We start from the raw sequence: 13,495 nt of genomic DNA on the forward strand, positions 1-13,495 counted from the left end.
ACTTGATCGGCGTGGTGATGAGGCCCGCGTCGTTGAGGACGTCGTTCACGAGCCCCGAGCTGGAGAACAGCGAGAAGGCGATCATGTAGACGAGCACCCACGAGATGAAGTTCGGCAGCGCCGTGAGGGTCTGCACAGAGCTGCGGAACCAGGGCGCCTTGATCTCGTTGAGCAGGATCGCGAAGAAGAGCGGCAGGACGGATGTCGCGATCCCCAGGAAGCTGATCGCCAGGGTGTTCATCAGCACCTGGCCGATCTGGGCCATCTGTGTGGGCGAGCTCACCAGCATCTGGAACCACTGCAGACCGACGAACTCGCTGCCCTCGATCCCGAGCGCCGGCTTGTAGTCGTACAGCGAGTAGATCCAGCCGTACAGCGGCAGGTACGAGAACAGGAACGCCAGGATCAGGAACGGGACGATGCAGAGGAACAGCGTGAACGAGGTCCGGCTGCCCGCGGGCCGCAGCCGCCGGCCGCGCCGCTTCTGCGCGTTCTGATCGAGGTTGTGGACGGCCGCCTCCTGGAAGACCGTCTGCGCCTGCGCCTGGGTGGTCATCGGACCGTGACCGGGTGGCGGACCGTCGAGGTCGCCGCCGTCTGAGCATGACGCCGTCCCATGTCACTCCTTCGTGTACGTGGTGCCGCTCCGTCGGGGGGGGCGGAATCCGAGGTTCGTTGTCGAACCGCTTCGATTTCGAACCGCTTCGATTGAAGATTAGGCGCGAGCACGCCATTCGTCAAATGTCTTCCCGTAACGCCGAGGTAACGATCGCCGGCTCGCCCGGCGCGGCGACCACCGCCTGGAAAGCGCCTACCATGGTCGCAGCGGACGCGCGGGGGCGCTCGCCCCCGGTCAGGCGCCGGGTGAGAGGGACGGAACAGGCGAGATGAAGCGAGTCGGCATCCGCGATGTCGCCGAGCGCGCCGGCGTCTCGATCAGCACCGTCTCGAACGCGCTCAACCGTCCCCACATGGTCAGCGAGCGGCTGATCCATCGCGTCCGGTCGGCGGCCGACCAGCTCGGCTACGTGCCTCTGCAAGCCGCTCAGCAGCTGCGCGCGGGTCGATCGGGCCTCCTCGGCATGACGGTCATCAACATCGCCAACCCGTTCTTCGCCGACATGGTCGCCGGCGCCGAGGACGCCGCCTCGGCTGCCGGACTGCGAGTGCTCGTCGGCAACTCCGGCGACGACGCCGCCAAGGAGCGCGATCACCTCGAGCTGTTCGAGCGCGTGCAGGTCGAGGGCGCCCTGGTGAGCCCGTTCGGTCCGCTCGCGCCGTGGCTGGAGCGACTGCGCGGCCGCGGCATCCCCGTCGTCATGGTCGATGCCGTCGACGACACCGGCGAGTTGCCCTCGGTCTCCTTCGACGACATCGCCGGCGGCCGGCTCGCCGCCCAGCACCTGCTCGACGCCGGCCGCCGCCGGCTCGCCTTCGTGGGCGCCCGCGAAGAGGTTCGCCAGGTGCGCGAGCGCCTGCAGGGTGCGCGGCTCGCCGTGACGGCGCACCCCGGCGCATCGCTCGAGCCGATCTGGACGGCGCGCACCACGTCCGCGGCCGGCCTCGCATACGGCGCGGAGCTCGCGACCCGCTCCCCCGCCGACCGGCCCGACGGGATCGTCACGTCGAACGACCACCTCGCGATCGGCCTCGTGCACGGTCTCATCTCGCACGGCGTGCGGGTACCCGAGGACGTCGCCGTCGTGGGCTACGACGACATCGAGTTCGCCGCGATCGCCGCCGTGCCGCTCACCTCCGTGCGCCAGCCCGCGCGGGAGATGGGCCGCACCGCGGCCGAGATCCTCCTGGCCCGCATCGGCGGCACGGCGGGCGCCGACCTCGGCAACGTGGTCTACCAGCCGGAACTCGTCGTCCGCGCATCGACCGGCGGCTGAGCCGTCAGCTGACGAGCTGCGAGCCCTTGGCCGGCCCATCGCCGTCCCGCCGCTCGATGGCGCGCAGCGATCGGCCCACGTAGGCCGCGATCCGGCGCGCCCCCTCCTCACGGAAGTGCGTGTCGTCGGCGAGCCCGTCCGGCCACAGCGGATGCTCGCCCGGCGCGAAGTGCGACAGCAGAGCAGCGGATGCCTCGGCCCCGAGCTCCTCGTAGAGCCACGTGGTGAACACCGTCAGGTCGATGAGCGGCACGTCGAGGTCGTGCGCCAGGTCTCGGACGGCGTTGGGATAGTCGCCGTGCGTGGGAGTCACCCGGTCGCCGTCGAACCAGCGCCGCTCGACGGACGTGCACAGCACGGCGTTCGCGCCCCGGCTGCGAACGTCGTCGACCATGCCGCGCAGGTTCGCGGTGTAGCCGCCGCGCGAGGCGAGCTCGGGCAGCTTCTGGTCGTTGTGCCCGAACTGGATGACGACGGTGTCGCCGGGCTCGACGCCGTCGAGCAGGCGCACCCACGAGCCGTCGGCGAGGAAGGACGCGGTGGTCGCCCCGCCGTAGGCGAGGTTCCGCACCGGCGCCTCGACGACGGGTGCGATATACGAGCCCCACCCCGTCATGGGCAGCTCGTCGGGCTTCGCGGGTGCGACCGTCGAGTCGCCTGCCAGGTGATACGTCATCTTGTGCCCTTCCGGGTGCGGGTCGCGGCATCCTCGATACCATTGCATCATGACGCAGAAAGCGTTTACCGGCGCCATCCGCACGATCTCCATCGCCCAGGGCCCCCGTCCCGGGCGATCGGTGCTGCGCCTGCTCGCGCGTCGTCCCGCCCGCATGGCGATCGCGATGCTCGCGTTCGCCTGCAAGGAGATCCCGCTGTGGTTCCTGCCGGTGGTGACGGCGCAGATCATCGACCTCGTCGCGACCGGCGGCGACGTGTCGACGGTGCTGATCTGGTTCAGCGTGGCGGCGGCGCTTCTCGTCCAGAACTACCCCATGCACATCGTCTACACGCGCAACTTCATGACGGTGGTGCGCGACACCGGCGCCGACCTCCGCAACGCCCTCGCCGCGCGGCTGCAGAGCCTGTCGATCGGGTACCACACGCGGGTGAGCTCCTCGATCGTGCAGACCAAGGTCGTGCGCGACGTCGAGAACGTCGAGCTCATGCTGCAGCAGGTGACGCACCCGCTGCTGTCGGCGACCATGGTGCTGATCGGCGCGATCGTCATGACGGCGATCGCCGTGCCGCAGTTCCTGCCCGTCTACGCCCTCGCGGTGCCCATCGCCCTGGGGCTGCGCGCCGCCCTCAGCCGCCGTTCGCGGGCGCGCAACGAGGTGTTCCGCCGCGAGGTCGAGGGCTTCGCCGCGCGCGTCGGTGAGATGGCCTCGCTCATCCCGGTGACCCGTGCGCACGGCCTCGAGCGCACCGCCGTCTCGCGGGTTCAGGCCGGCGCCGACGGCGTCCGCCGCGCAGGCCTCGACCTCGACATGCTCAACGGCCACGTCGCGTCGATCTCGTGGGTCGCGATGCAGCTGCTGGGACTCGGATGCCTCGTGCTCGCGGCGATCTTCGCGCTCACCGGCATCCTCCCGATCACCCCCGGCGAAGTCGTGCTGCTGTCGTCGTACTTCACGCTGCTCACGTCGGGACTGACGGCGCTGCTGATGCTCATCCCGGTCGGCGCGCGCGGGCTCGAGTCGATGCGGTCGATCTCGGAGGTGCTGCAGGAGCCCGACCTCGAGCAGAACGAGGGCAAGAGCGCGGTCGCGCAGGTGGGCGGCCACCTCGAGCTGCGACACGTGTCCCACCGCTACGACGGTGCCGACCGGGATGCCGTCCACGACGTCTCGCTCGACATCCCGCCGGGCGAGACCGTGGCGTTCGTGGGCTCGTCGGGCTCGGGCAAGTCGACGATGCTCAACCTGGTGCTCGGCTTCGTGCGCCCGACGTCCGGCCACATCCTGCTGGACGGCGCCGACATGCAGGACCTCGACCTCCGCACCGTGCGCCAGTCGGTGTCGGTGGTGCCGCAGGAGTCGGTGATGTTCGAGGGCACGATCCGCGAGAACATCGCGTACGGCCTCGACGACGTGTCGGACGAGAGGCTCCGCGCGGCGCTGCGCGACGCCAACGCCGCGGAGTTCGTCGATCGTCTGCCCGAGAACTGGGACACCGTCGTCGGCGAGCGCGGCGCGCGCCTGTCGGGCGGGCAGCGGCAGCGGCTCGCGATCGCGCGGGCGCTCGTGCGCGATCCGCGCATCCTCCTCCTCGACGAGGCGACCTCGGCCCTCGACCCCGAGTCGGAGGAGCTCGTCAAAGAGGCGCTCAACCGCCTGATGAGTGGCCGTACCACCCTCGTCGTGGCGCACCGCCTGTCGACGATCCGCCAGGCCGACCGCATCGTCGTGCTCGAGCACGGCGAGGTCGTCGAGATCGGCGCCCACGACGAGCTGCTCGCGGCGCGCGGCCGCTACGCCCACCTCCACGCGACGCAGTCCGGCCTCCCTCGCTGAGTCTCGCCGCCGCGCACCCGAAGACCCACGCGCACAGTCGCCGCCGACCCGCGCGCCGGTCGCCGCCGCCCCACGCGCACGGTCGTCGCCGCCCCGCGTGCCGAGTCGCCGCCGCCCCGCGCGCCGAGATCAGGTGATTTCACCGAGGTAGGACGATCTGACGCGAAACGTCCTACGCTCGCGAAATCACCTGATGCGGCGACGATGTCGCGCGAGGGGTGCGCATTGGGATAGCGCTTTCCGGCTATACCGCCTACCCTGGAGATACGGATGCCGCGGGCCGCGGCATCCGTTCCCCACCCGTCGAAGGAGCCACTGTGACCGACACCCTCCGCTGCGCCATCGTCGGAACGGGAGCGATCGCACACGCCCACGGTCAGGCAATCGCGGCGTACCCGAACGCGCAGCTCGTCGCGGTCACCGATCTCTCCCGCGATTCCGCGTCGGCATTCGCGGACGAGTTCGGCGGCCCCAAGGTGTACGAGGACCTCGACACCCTGCTCCAGGCTGAGCGTCCCGACGTCGTGCACATCTGCACTCCCCCGGTGGCGCACCGTGACCAGGCGGTCGCAGCGTCGACCGCCGGCGCGCACGTCATCGTCGAGAAGCCGCCGGCACCGAGCCTCGAGGAGCTGGACGACATGCGCGCCGCGGCGTCCTCGGCGGGGCGCGAGCTCGTCGTGGTGTTCCAGCAGCGCACCGGCACCGCCGCGGCGCATGTGAAGCGCCTGCTCGACGACGGCGCGTTCGGGCGCCCGCTCATCGCGCAGTGCCAGACGCTGTGGTTCCGCGACCCCGCTTACTTCGCGGTGCCGTGGCGCGGCAAGTGGGAGACGGAGGGCGGAGGCCCGACCCTCGGACATGCGATCCATCAGGTCGATCTGCTGGCCTTCCTCCTCGGAGAGTGGGAGAGCGTGCAGGCGCGGCTCTGGCGCCTCGATCGAGAGACGCAGACCGAGGATGCCTCGACCGCGACCGTCGCGTTCGCGAACGGCGCGATCGCCTCGGTCGTCACGAGCGCCGTGTCACCCCGCGAGACCAGCTCGATCCGCATCGACACGCAGCGCGCGACGATCACCGTCGACCACCTGTACGGACACGGGCACGAGAACTGGCGCATCACGCCTGCCCCCGGCTTCGAGGACCAGGCCGGCGACTGGGCACTCCCCGACTCCGAGGAGCCCAGCAGCCACGACGTGCTCATCCGCGACGTCTTCGACGCGCTGCGCAGCGGCGGGCCCCTTCCCGCGGTCGGGGATCAGCCCGCGCGGTCGTTCGAACTCGTGGCGGCGATCTACGCCTCAGCCGCCGGCGACGGCACGGTCGTGACCCCGGACGCGCTCGCCGCTCACCCCACACACCGGCGCGGCTTCGCCAGTCCGGTCGCCGATCGCCGAGGATCGGCACCGACCGGATGACCGCTGCCCGGCGAGGATGACCGCGGCCGGGCAAGGCTGACCGCGGCCGGGCGGCGATCGCCCCACTTACCCGTGGTGGGCGAAGACCGCCACCTGAACCGTGGATCCGCTACGAGCGTTCGGGCAGGCGGTCGCCGATCAGGGCGAGGTTCTGGATCGCGGCGAGGCCGTACTGCGCCACGTCGTTCGTGCCGACGCTCGGTGCCTCGTCCACCGGGTTCAGCACCGCAGGACCGTCGATGCGGCTGAGCACGAAATCGCGCCTGTGCACCAGCCACTCTCCGATGCCCTCGAACGCCTGCCAGGCGGCATCCGCCATCTTCTCGTCACCCGTGCTCGCCGCGGCGTAGGCCGTCAGACGGCTGTGCGCCTGCTCGAGATGGATGCCGGTGGGCCGCTCTCCGACGACCGCCACCTGCTCCTCGGGCGAGGCGAGGTACAGGCGGCAGTACTCGAGCCACGCCTCGCGGAATCCCGGGACGTCGACCAGGTCGATGAGCTCGCTGCACACCTCGACGAGGCCGAACACGGCGCTGAGGTGCGACACCGCGACGCGGTCGCGTGTCGTGTCGAAGCGGCCGGTCTCGATGTCGTACAGCGCTTCGCCGGTGAGGAAGCCCTTCGGCAGCGCGCCGATGTCGGCCATCGTGCCCAGCAGGCGGTCGCGCGAGCGTTCGTTGCCGGTGCGCTCCCAGTCGGCGAGCCACGTCGCGGCGAGCGCTCCCCAGTCCGTGCCGAGCCCGACCGCGAGTGCACCGCGATCGGGACGATAGGTCGCGGCATCCGTGCGCACCTTGCGCGTCGGATCGGTGTCGACGAAGCGCTCGTCGCTGTCGCGCAGCTCGGTGAGCAGGTCGCCGACCCGCTCGTCGGCGGTGAGGAAGTAGAAGATGCGCCGATAGATCGGGCTCGAGATGCGCAGCTGCTTCGCGCTGCAGCCCCAGTGCTGCACGTTGTGGCGCGAGCCCAGGCCCTGCCAGCGGCCGAGGTGATAGACGTCGACCTCGCCGGTGTGCCGTGTCATCGCCTCCGCGAGGCGGAACACATCGGCACGCCCGGTGCGCAGGTACGAGTACCAGAGCCAGAGATCGGGAGACAGCTCGCTGTTGTCCCACGCGTAGCCGCCGACGTCGTAGCGCCACACATGCCGGTCCAGGTCGTAGGCGTGCATGACGTCACCGAAGTTCCAGAAACCGTACCAGCGGCGCTGGTCGATCTGACCGAGATAGAACTCCAGGAGGAAGTCGATGCTGTCCTCGATCTCAGCGCGCGCAACCGTCGAGCGATCGACCGGCGCCCAGTCCCCGAAGACGCCCACCGCGCGGAGGTGCGCGGGAGTGGGCTGCAGCAGCGGCGGCCGCTGCACCGCTGCGACGGCAGCGGCCACGTCCTCGATCGCGGGGGTCGCCGCGTACGCGAAGAGCGTCAGCTCGTGGGTGCGGGCCACGCCGTGCGCATCGCCGAAGCCCGGCTCGTAATCCTCATAGGTGATCTCGAGCCCTTCGAGCTGGGTGGCGAAATCGTCCTGGCCGAGCCCGTCGTGGTAGAACCGCACGTCCATCGGCTGAGCCTCCGGCGCATACAGCCACGCGGTGAGCTCCGCGCGGTCCTCGGTCGCGCGCCGGAGGTCGAGCTGGCCCGGATGCGACTGCCAGAACGAGCGGATGCCGATCCCGAACCCGCCCGTGGGGTCGCTGATCGCGACGTAGCCTTCCGCGCGGGTGCCGGCGCCGGCGTCGATCCACGCGTGCCCGGGCGCGGTGCGCTTGCGGATGCCGAACCCGTCGGCGCTGAGCTGCGTGAGGGTCAGATCGCCCCATGCCGGGATGAGCTCGAGACGCTCGGACACCTGCGGGTTCCACTGCGCGAGCGGCGGGGTGGCCACACCCCGGACCTGCGCGGCGCGCACCTCGGTGCCCGGGTCACGGCGAAGGCCCGTGAGGCCGCGGACGGCCTCGGCGAAGAAGCCGCCGTCCGCGCCGGCGAGCCGCACATGACGATCGTGCAGCGGTGCCCGCAGCGGAACATCCGCGCGTACGCCGAGCCCCGCGAGGAAGTCGTGTTCGGCGTCGCCGTTCCACACGAGGCTGTGGACCAGTCGCACCTCGGCCGCTCCCGCCATGACCACGAAGCGGACCGTGAACGGCAGCCATGCGCGCTCGGCGTCTTCCTGCTGGTGGACGCCCTCGACGCGCACGACAGCGCGCACGGGACCGTCCTGCTCGACCTCGACCGTCGTGACCCGCGATCGGAAGCGGCGCCGGGGGGCCGACCCGCCGTCTTCGCGCACCTCGTCCTGCAGCAGGCTCACGAGGCGGACGTCCTCCGAGACCGTGCGCCCGTCGCGCACGAGCCGCCGCGCGATCGTGTCGACGGGACCGTGCTCGGGCCGCGCGAAGGCGATCTCGATTGTCCCGTTGGCCACGACGACTTCGGCATCGTCGTGGCGGACCGTGACGCGAGGTGCGGACGAGTCCTGCCCGCTCGCCCGCTCGCCGGCCGACAAGGACGCCGCGGCCCCCGAGACGACCTCGTATTCGACCGGCGCCTGCATGGCGCCGATCGCGACGCCCGCCCACTTGACCGAGCCGTCGGGCCACGTCGCGAGCGGCCAGAACTGCGCGGCCACCTCGGCGCCTCGGCCTGAGTCCTCTGCCCCTGCATCCGCCCCGGAGCCTGTCGGGGGCCCTGCGATCTCGCGCAGCCTCAGCCGCGCGATGGAGTCGACCGCGCCCCGAGGCAGCGGCACCCCCCAGGTCGCGCCGCCGGAGAGCCGGTCGGGCGGAGCGTCGTCGAGCCAGCGAAGGGGGACACGGACAGCGGAGCCGGTCACAGCGAGTGAACCTCCAGGTTGCGATAGCGGGCGACGAGGGGAGACATCTGGCGGAAGCCGATCCGTCCCTCGCGGATGCGTGGACCGGTCGACTCGTCGTCGGTCCAGGAGAAGAGCGGCAGCCCGTCGATCGAGAACGCGACGCTCTCGGCGTCCTTGACGACCTCGATGCGGTAGAACGCGTCACGCGCGTCGACCACGGGCGGCAGCGGGTCTGCGCCCTGGCACACCAGATGGAACCCGGGCGATTTCCGCAGGTTGCACGTGTGGAAGGCCCGTTCGTCCTCCCACCGGCGCCGGAAGTACGACACGTGCAGCGTCCGCACGTCGCTCGAGTGGTACTGCGGGTATGCGCCCGAGCGCGCCGCGACGCCTTGGTCGAAGATGCTGCCGCCGTCGACCGCCGTCGCACCGAAGAACAGCATCGCGAGCCCCGGCTCCTCACGGGGCGAGAACTCCCACGTGATGCGGATCCGGTCGCCGAACACCTCCGGGCACCACAGCGTCCAGTGGTCGTCGAAGCCGCCCGAGCTCGACAGGCTCACCCCGCCGTCGTCCGCTCGGACGGCGACCGGTCCCTCTGCCACCCATCCCTGCAGATCGGATGCCGCGGCCAGCGGATTGCGGTAGAGCAGCGTCATCCCTTCACCGATCCGATGAGCATCCCCTTCGCGAAGTGCTTCTGCAGGAAGGGGTAGAAGAGCACGATCGGCAGCGTCGCGACGATGATGACCGCGAACTTGATGCCCTGCGCGGGCGGCAGCTGCGTCGGATCCTGCTCCACGACTGACAGGTCGGTCGCGACGGTCACCTGACGCAGGAACATCTGCAGCGTCCACATCGAGTTGTCGTTGAGGTAGAGCAGCGGCGACATGAAGTCGTTCCAGATCCCGACCGCGTAGAACAGCGCGAACGTCGCGAGGACCGGCTTCGACAGCGGCAGCACGATGTTCCACAGCGTCTGCAGCTCGTTCGCGCCGTCGATCTTCGCGGACTCCTCCAGTTCGGCGGGAAGCTGCTGGAAGAAGTTCTTGATGATGATGAGGCTGAACGGGTTGATCGCCATCGGGAGGATCAGCGCCCAGTAGTTGTTGAGCAGGCCGAGGTCCTTCACCACCAGGAACGTCGGGATCATGCCGCCCCCGAACACCATGGTGAAGACGATGAGTGAGAGGATCACACGGCCGCCCGGCAGGTTGGCCTTGCTCAGCGGATAGGCCATCGTCGCGGTCAGCGCCAACTGGACCGCGGTGCCCACGGCCGTCACCGCGATCGTCGTGATGAGTGCCCGGATGAAGGCGGGGCTCGTGAAGATCGCCTCGTACGCGTCGAGCGAGAACGTCTCCGGCCACAGGAAGAAGGAGCGCGTCGCCAGTTCGGCCTCCGTCGCGAACGACCCTGCGAGGACGTAGACGAAGGGCACGAGCGCGACGATGCCGATCGCGATCAGGAGCACGACGTTGAACACGTCGAACACGCGGCCGGCGGGAGTGTTGAACCGGTACTTCTCGCGAGCCATCAGAAGATCCCTACCTGGTTGAAGCGCTTGGCGACCCAGTTCGCCCCGAAGATGAGCACGACGCCGACGACCGCCTTGAACAGGCCGACAGCGGTGCTGTAGCTGTAGGAGCCCTGCGTGATGCCCATGAAGTAGACGTAGGTGTCGAAGACGTCGGCCACCGAACGGTTGAGCGAGTTGGTCATCAGGTAGATCTGCTCGAACCCGGTGTTGAGGATCTGCCCCATCTGCAGCACGAGCATGACGATGATCGTGGGCATGATCGAGGGGATCGTGATGTGCCATACCCGCTGGAAGCGGCCCGCGCCGTCGATGATCGCGGCCTCGTACTGCGCCTGGTCGACACCCGCGAGTGCGGCCAGGAAGATGATGGTCCCCCACCCGGTGTTCTTCCAGATGTCCTGCAGGACGATGATCGGCCGGAACCAGGCCGGATCGGCCAGGAAGTTGATGTCGGTGCCGAGAATGCCGTTGACCAGCTGGAACAGCGGGCCGATGTCGAGAGCGAACAGCAGGTAGGTCAATGACGCGACCACGGTCCACGACAGGAAGTGCGGCACGTAGATGAGCGTCTGCGTCGTGCGCTTGAGGATCGTCACGCGCATCTCGTTGAGCAGCAGCGCCACGATGATCGTCAGCGGAAACGCGATCAGCAGCGACAGCAGGGCGAGGATGATCGTGTTCCCGAGCAGACGCGGGAAGTCGGGGCTTGCGAAGAAGTCCTCGAAGTGCGCGAATCCGACCCAGGGGCTGTCGGCGATCCCGAGGAAGGGGACGTAGTCCTTGAAGGCGATGATCGCGCCGTACATCGGCCAGTACCGGAACAGCAGGAAGTAGACGATGCCGGGTAGGAGCAGAAGGTAGAGCCACTTGAACTGCGTGAAGTGGACGCGCACGCCGCGACGGCGCCTGCTCTGCTTCTGGACGGTCAGCGTCTCGGTCGCCGTGACGGCGGTGTCGAGCATTGCCATGGGTGGGGCCTCTCGGTCAGCGCCGGGGATGACGGGCGCGCAGGCGCCCGCCATCCCCGGCCCGGCGATCAGGAGTCGGCGTCGGCCAGCTCGTTGATCTCGGCGATGATGTCGTCGCCGCCGCTGGAGCGCCACAGTTCGATGGCGTCCTCGAGCCCGTCGAGGTCGATCTGACCGGCGATGTACTGGATGCGCGCATCGGCGACGATGGTGTCCAGCTGCGCGCCCTTCGAGACGTATGTCGGCGACACGTACGGCGCTGCCGGGTCGAACTGCGCCGATTCGAGGTCGGACGCCTCGATCTGCTTGCGCTTGTCGTACATCTCCTGCTCGTAGTCCGACGGCTGCTTGGGCAGATACCCCTGGAAGCCGTTGACGTTCATGCCGAGCTGGGCGTAGGCGCCGACGGTGTCCTTCAGCGCCTGCGGCACGTCGTCCACCGCGACGGCGAGATCGCCGTCGAGGGTGTAGGTGACGTCTTCGATGCCGTTGTTGAGGATCGGCCCCGCCTCTGCCGAGTTGAGCTCGTTCAGCACCTCGAGCACGCCCCGCAGATCCTCCTCGGTGCGCACCTGAGCCTTGGGGACCGCGAGGAAGCCGCTGTAGCCCGAAGTGGGCAGTGCGTACAGCTCGCCGTCAGGCCCGGTCAGGTTGCCCGTGACGTCGACGAAGTTCTCGAAGTTCTCGGGGTCCGACTGCTTGACCAGGCTGATCAGCTGGCCGACACGCGAGTGGACGTCGATGATGATGCCGCCCTTGCCGGTGAGGAACGGCTCGTTCCACTTCGCCGAGTCGAACGTCGCGTAGTCGGGGTTCACGACACCCTCCTCGACCAGCTGCCGCTCGAACTGCACGGCCTCGAGCCACTCGTCGGTCGTGAAGTTCGGCACGAGCTCGTCGTCGCGCTCGGTCCAGCGGGTGCCTGCGCCGTACCAGGTCTCGATCGCATCCCACGGGCTGTTGGTGCCGATGGTGCCGGGCCACTTCGGGATGATGAGACCGTAGGTGTCGTCCGCGCCGTTGCCGTCGGGGTCGTCCTCGGTGAAGGCCTTCGCGATCTCGTAGAGGTCCTCGGTCGTCTCGGGCAGCTCGAGTCCTACGTTCTCGAGCCAGTCCTTGCGGATGATGACGGCTTCGCGCATGACATCGCGCGCGCGGAAGATTCCGTAGACCTTGCCGTTCACGCTCGACGCCCGCTGCACCTCGGGGAAGGTGGTCTTGAGGTTCTCGTAGTCGTCGAGATATTCGGTCAGATCCCAGAACGCGCCCGCCTCCGCGTTGCGGACGAACCCGGGGTCCTTGCCCTGGATCACCATGACCTGAGGAAGATCGTCGCCGGCGAGCGTGATGTTGACCTTGTCGCCGTAGGAGGCGTTCGGCACCCACGTCATGTCCAGGTCGACGCCGATGACATCCTCGAGGGCGGTCTCGATCTCGTTCTCCTCCTCGGGGGCGTTGGTGCTGAGGAACGGCGCCATGATCGACAGGCTCTCGAGCTTCGCGGCATCCGTGCTGGTCGCATCATCGTCGCCGGTGCTGCTTCCGGAGCAGCCGGTGAGGGCGAGGGCGGCGACGACGGCGATGCCGACGCCGACGAGCGGCTTGCTGTGGTTCATTGCAGGAACTCCTTCGTTCGGGGTGGGGGTTTTTCTCTGGGGGAGGTGGGCGGAGAGGATCAGGAAGAGGGGGATGCCGCGACGGCACGGTCGGCGACGGCGCGGTCGTTGGCGGTGAAGAACGAGATGCACAGGACGGTGCTGAGGGTCAGCCACGCCCCCACCGTCAGGAAGGGGACCACGCCGGGAAGGATGCTGGCGACCGCCGCGATCGCGACGACGCCCAGCAGGAGCAGCACCACGTGGAGAAGGTTGCGCATCGCCCAGCGGCTGGCGGTGGGGAGGTAGGCGCCGAGCGGCAGTTCGTAGTGCGCGTACAGCGGGACCGAGACAGCCGTGATCACGAAGGCTGCGGCCAGGGCGACGACGGTCGAGATACCGAGCACCGAGCCGAGGGCCCCGGCTGCGAGCTGCCCGGCGACGCCGACCGCCAGCATCCCGGTCACGAGGAATCCGACACCGAGCGCGACGTTCGACTTCCGCAGGTCGCCCCGCCATGCGGCGGCGAAGGTCCGTGCCACCGGGAACACCTCGCCGCGCAGGCGGCGCCGTGTGACGTGGGCGGCGGCGGTGCTCGAGGGCACGATGCCGAACACGATTCCTCCGGCGAAGGCGAACGCCCACCACAGTGCGTTGACGTACGCCATCCACCACACCCAGTCGAAGACGGCGTGAGCACGCACGGCCCACGTCGGCACGGCAGACGCAGACTCCGTCATCACATCTCCAT

General features: G+C 69.2%; 10 protein-coding genes and 1 pseudogene. 3 read left to right on the forward strand and 8 right to left on the reverse strand.

Annotation, left to right across the window (positions count from 1 at the left end):
- Positions 1-556: pseudogene (locus B2K11_RS07715) on the reverse strand (sugar ABC transporter permease); the annotation flags it as partial.
- A gap of 331 nt (positions 557-887) precedes the next feature.
- Between B2K11_RS07715 and B2K11_RS07720 the strand changes: the two are divergent.
- Positions 888-1,895 carry a LacI family DNA-binding transcriptional regulator gene (locus B2K11_RS07720; protein ID WP_163617695.1) on the forward strand — a complete coding sequence of 336 codons (1,008 nt, stop codon included), beginning with the start codon at positions 888-890 and terminating at the stop codon, positions 1,893-1,895.
- A gap of 4 nt (positions 1,896-1,899) precedes the next feature.
- Here the strand turns inward: B2K11_RS07720 and B2K11_RS07725 are convergent, their stop codons facing one another.
- Positions 1,900-2,571, reverse strand: a complete 672-nt coding sequence (locus B2K11_RS07725) for a rhamnogalacturonan acetylesterase (protein ID WP_163617696.1) — start codon at positions 2,569-2,571, stop codon at positions 1,900-1,902.
- 49 nt (positions 2,572-2,620) lie between these two features.
- Here B2K11_RS07725 and B2K11_RS07730 point away from each other — a divergent pair, with 49 nt between their 5' ends.
- Together B2K11_RS07730 and B2K11_RS07735 are read left to right on the forward strand one after the other, a co-directional pair.
- On the forward strand, positions 2,621-4,408 hold the full coding sequence (locus tag B2K11_RS07730; RefSeq protein WP_163617697.1) for an ABC transporter ATP-binding protein: 1,788 nt from the start codon (positions 2,621-2,623) through the stop codon (positions 4,406-4,408).
- 317 nt (positions 4,409-4,725) lie between these two features.
- Complete coding sequence (locus B2K11_RS07735) at positions 4,726-5,826, forward strand: Gfo/Idh/MocA family oxidoreductase (RefSeq protein WP_163617698.1); 1,101 nt, start codon at positions 4,726-4,728, stop codon at positions 5,824-5,826.
- Positions 5,827-5,935: 109 nt separating this feature from the next.
- Here B2K11_RS07735 and B2K11_RS07740 read toward each other — a convergent pair whose 3' ends face one another.
- The 6 genes from B2K11_RS07740 to B2K11_RS07765 all read right to left on the reverse strand — a co-directional run bounded on the left by B2K11_RS07740 (position 5,936) and on the right by B2K11_RS07765 (position 13,484).
- Positions 5,936-8,659, reverse strand: a complete 2,724-nt coding sequence (locus B2K11_RS07740) for a Tat pathway signal sequence domain protein (protein WP_163617699.1) — start codon at positions 8,657-8,659, stop codon at positions 5,936-5,938.
- On the reverse strand, positions 8,656-9,300 hold the full coding sequence (locus B2K11_RS07745; RefSeq protein ID WP_163617700.1) for a DUF1961 family protein: 645 nt from the start codon (positions 9,298-9,300) through the stop codon (positions 8,656-8,658). Before B2K11_RS07745 ends, B2K11_RS07740 begins: the two co-directional genes overlap by 4 nt.
- On the reverse strand, positions 9,297-10,178 hold the full coding sequence (locus tag B2K11_RS07750) for a carbohydrate ABC transporter permease (protein ID WP_163617701.1): 882 nt from the start codon (positions 10,176-10,178) through the stop codon (positions 9,297-9,299). Before B2K11_RS07750 ends, B2K11_RS07745 begins: the two co-directional genes overlap by 4 nt.
- Positions 10,178-11,149: an ABC transporter permease subunit gene (locus B2K11_RS07755; protein WP_204260046.1), complete on the reverse strand. Its 972-nt coding sequence runs from the start codon at positions 11,147-11,149 to the stop codon at positions 10,178-10,180. Before B2K11_RS07755 ends, B2K11_RS07750 begins: the two co-directional genes overlap by 1 nt.
- Before the next feature lie 68 nt (positions 11,150-11,217).
- Positions 11,218-12,765, reverse strand: a complete 1,548-nt coding sequence (locus B2K11_RS07760) for an extracellular solute-binding protein (RefSeq protein WP_163617702.1) — start codon at positions 12,763-12,765, stop codon at positions 11,218-11,220.
- Positions 12,766-12,824: 59 nt separating this feature from the next.
- On the reverse strand, positions 12,825-13,484 hold the full coding sequence (locus B2K11_RS07765; protein WP_163617703.1) for a DUF624 domain-containing protein: 660 nt from the start codon (positions 13,482-13,484) through the stop codon (positions 12,825-12,827).
- Positions 13,485-13,495: the final 11 nt, after the last annotated feature.

The organism is Microbacterium sp. B35-30 (genome assembly GCF_010634855.1).
Classification (GTDB): Bacteria; Actinomycetota; Actinomycetes; order Actinomycetales; family Microbacteriaceae; genus Microbacterium.

Excerpts from the sequence above, each read along its gene's own strand:
- B2K11_RS07760 (WP_163617702.1), bottom strand. The coding sequence starts at position 12,765 with ATGAACCACAGCAAGCCGCTCGTCGGCGTCGGCATCGCCGTCGTCGCC.
- B2K11_RS07745 (WP_163617700.1), bottom strand. The coding sequence starts at position 9,300 with ATGACGCTGCTCTACCGCAATCCGCTGGCCGCGGCATCCGATCTGCAG.
- B2K11_RS07720 (WP_163617695.1), top strand. The coding sequence starts at position 888 with ATGAAGCGAGTCGGCATCCGCGATGTCGCCGAGCGCGCCGGCGTCTCG.
- B2K11_RS07725 (WP_163617696.1), bottom strand. The coding sequence starts at position 2,571 with ATGACGTATCACCTGGCAGGCGACTCGACGGTCGCACCCGCGAAGCCC.
- B2K11_RS07750 (WP_163617701.1), bottom strand. The coding sequence starts at position 10,178 with ATGGCTCGCGAGAAGTACCGGTTCAACACTCCCGCCGGCCGCGTGTTC.
- B2K11_RS07730 (WP_163617697.1), top strand. The coding sequence starts at position 2,621 with ATGACGCAGAAAGCGTTTACCGGCGCCATCCGCACGATCTCCATCGCC.
- B2K11_RS07755 (WP_204260046.1), bottom strand. The coding sequence starts at position 11,149 with ATGGCAATGCTCGACACCGCCGTCACGGCGACCGAGACGCTGACCGTC.
- B2K11_RS07765 (WP_163617703.1), bottom strand. The coding sequence starts at position 13,484 with ATGACGGAGTCTGCGTCTGCCGTGCCGACGTGGGCCGTGCGTGCTCAC.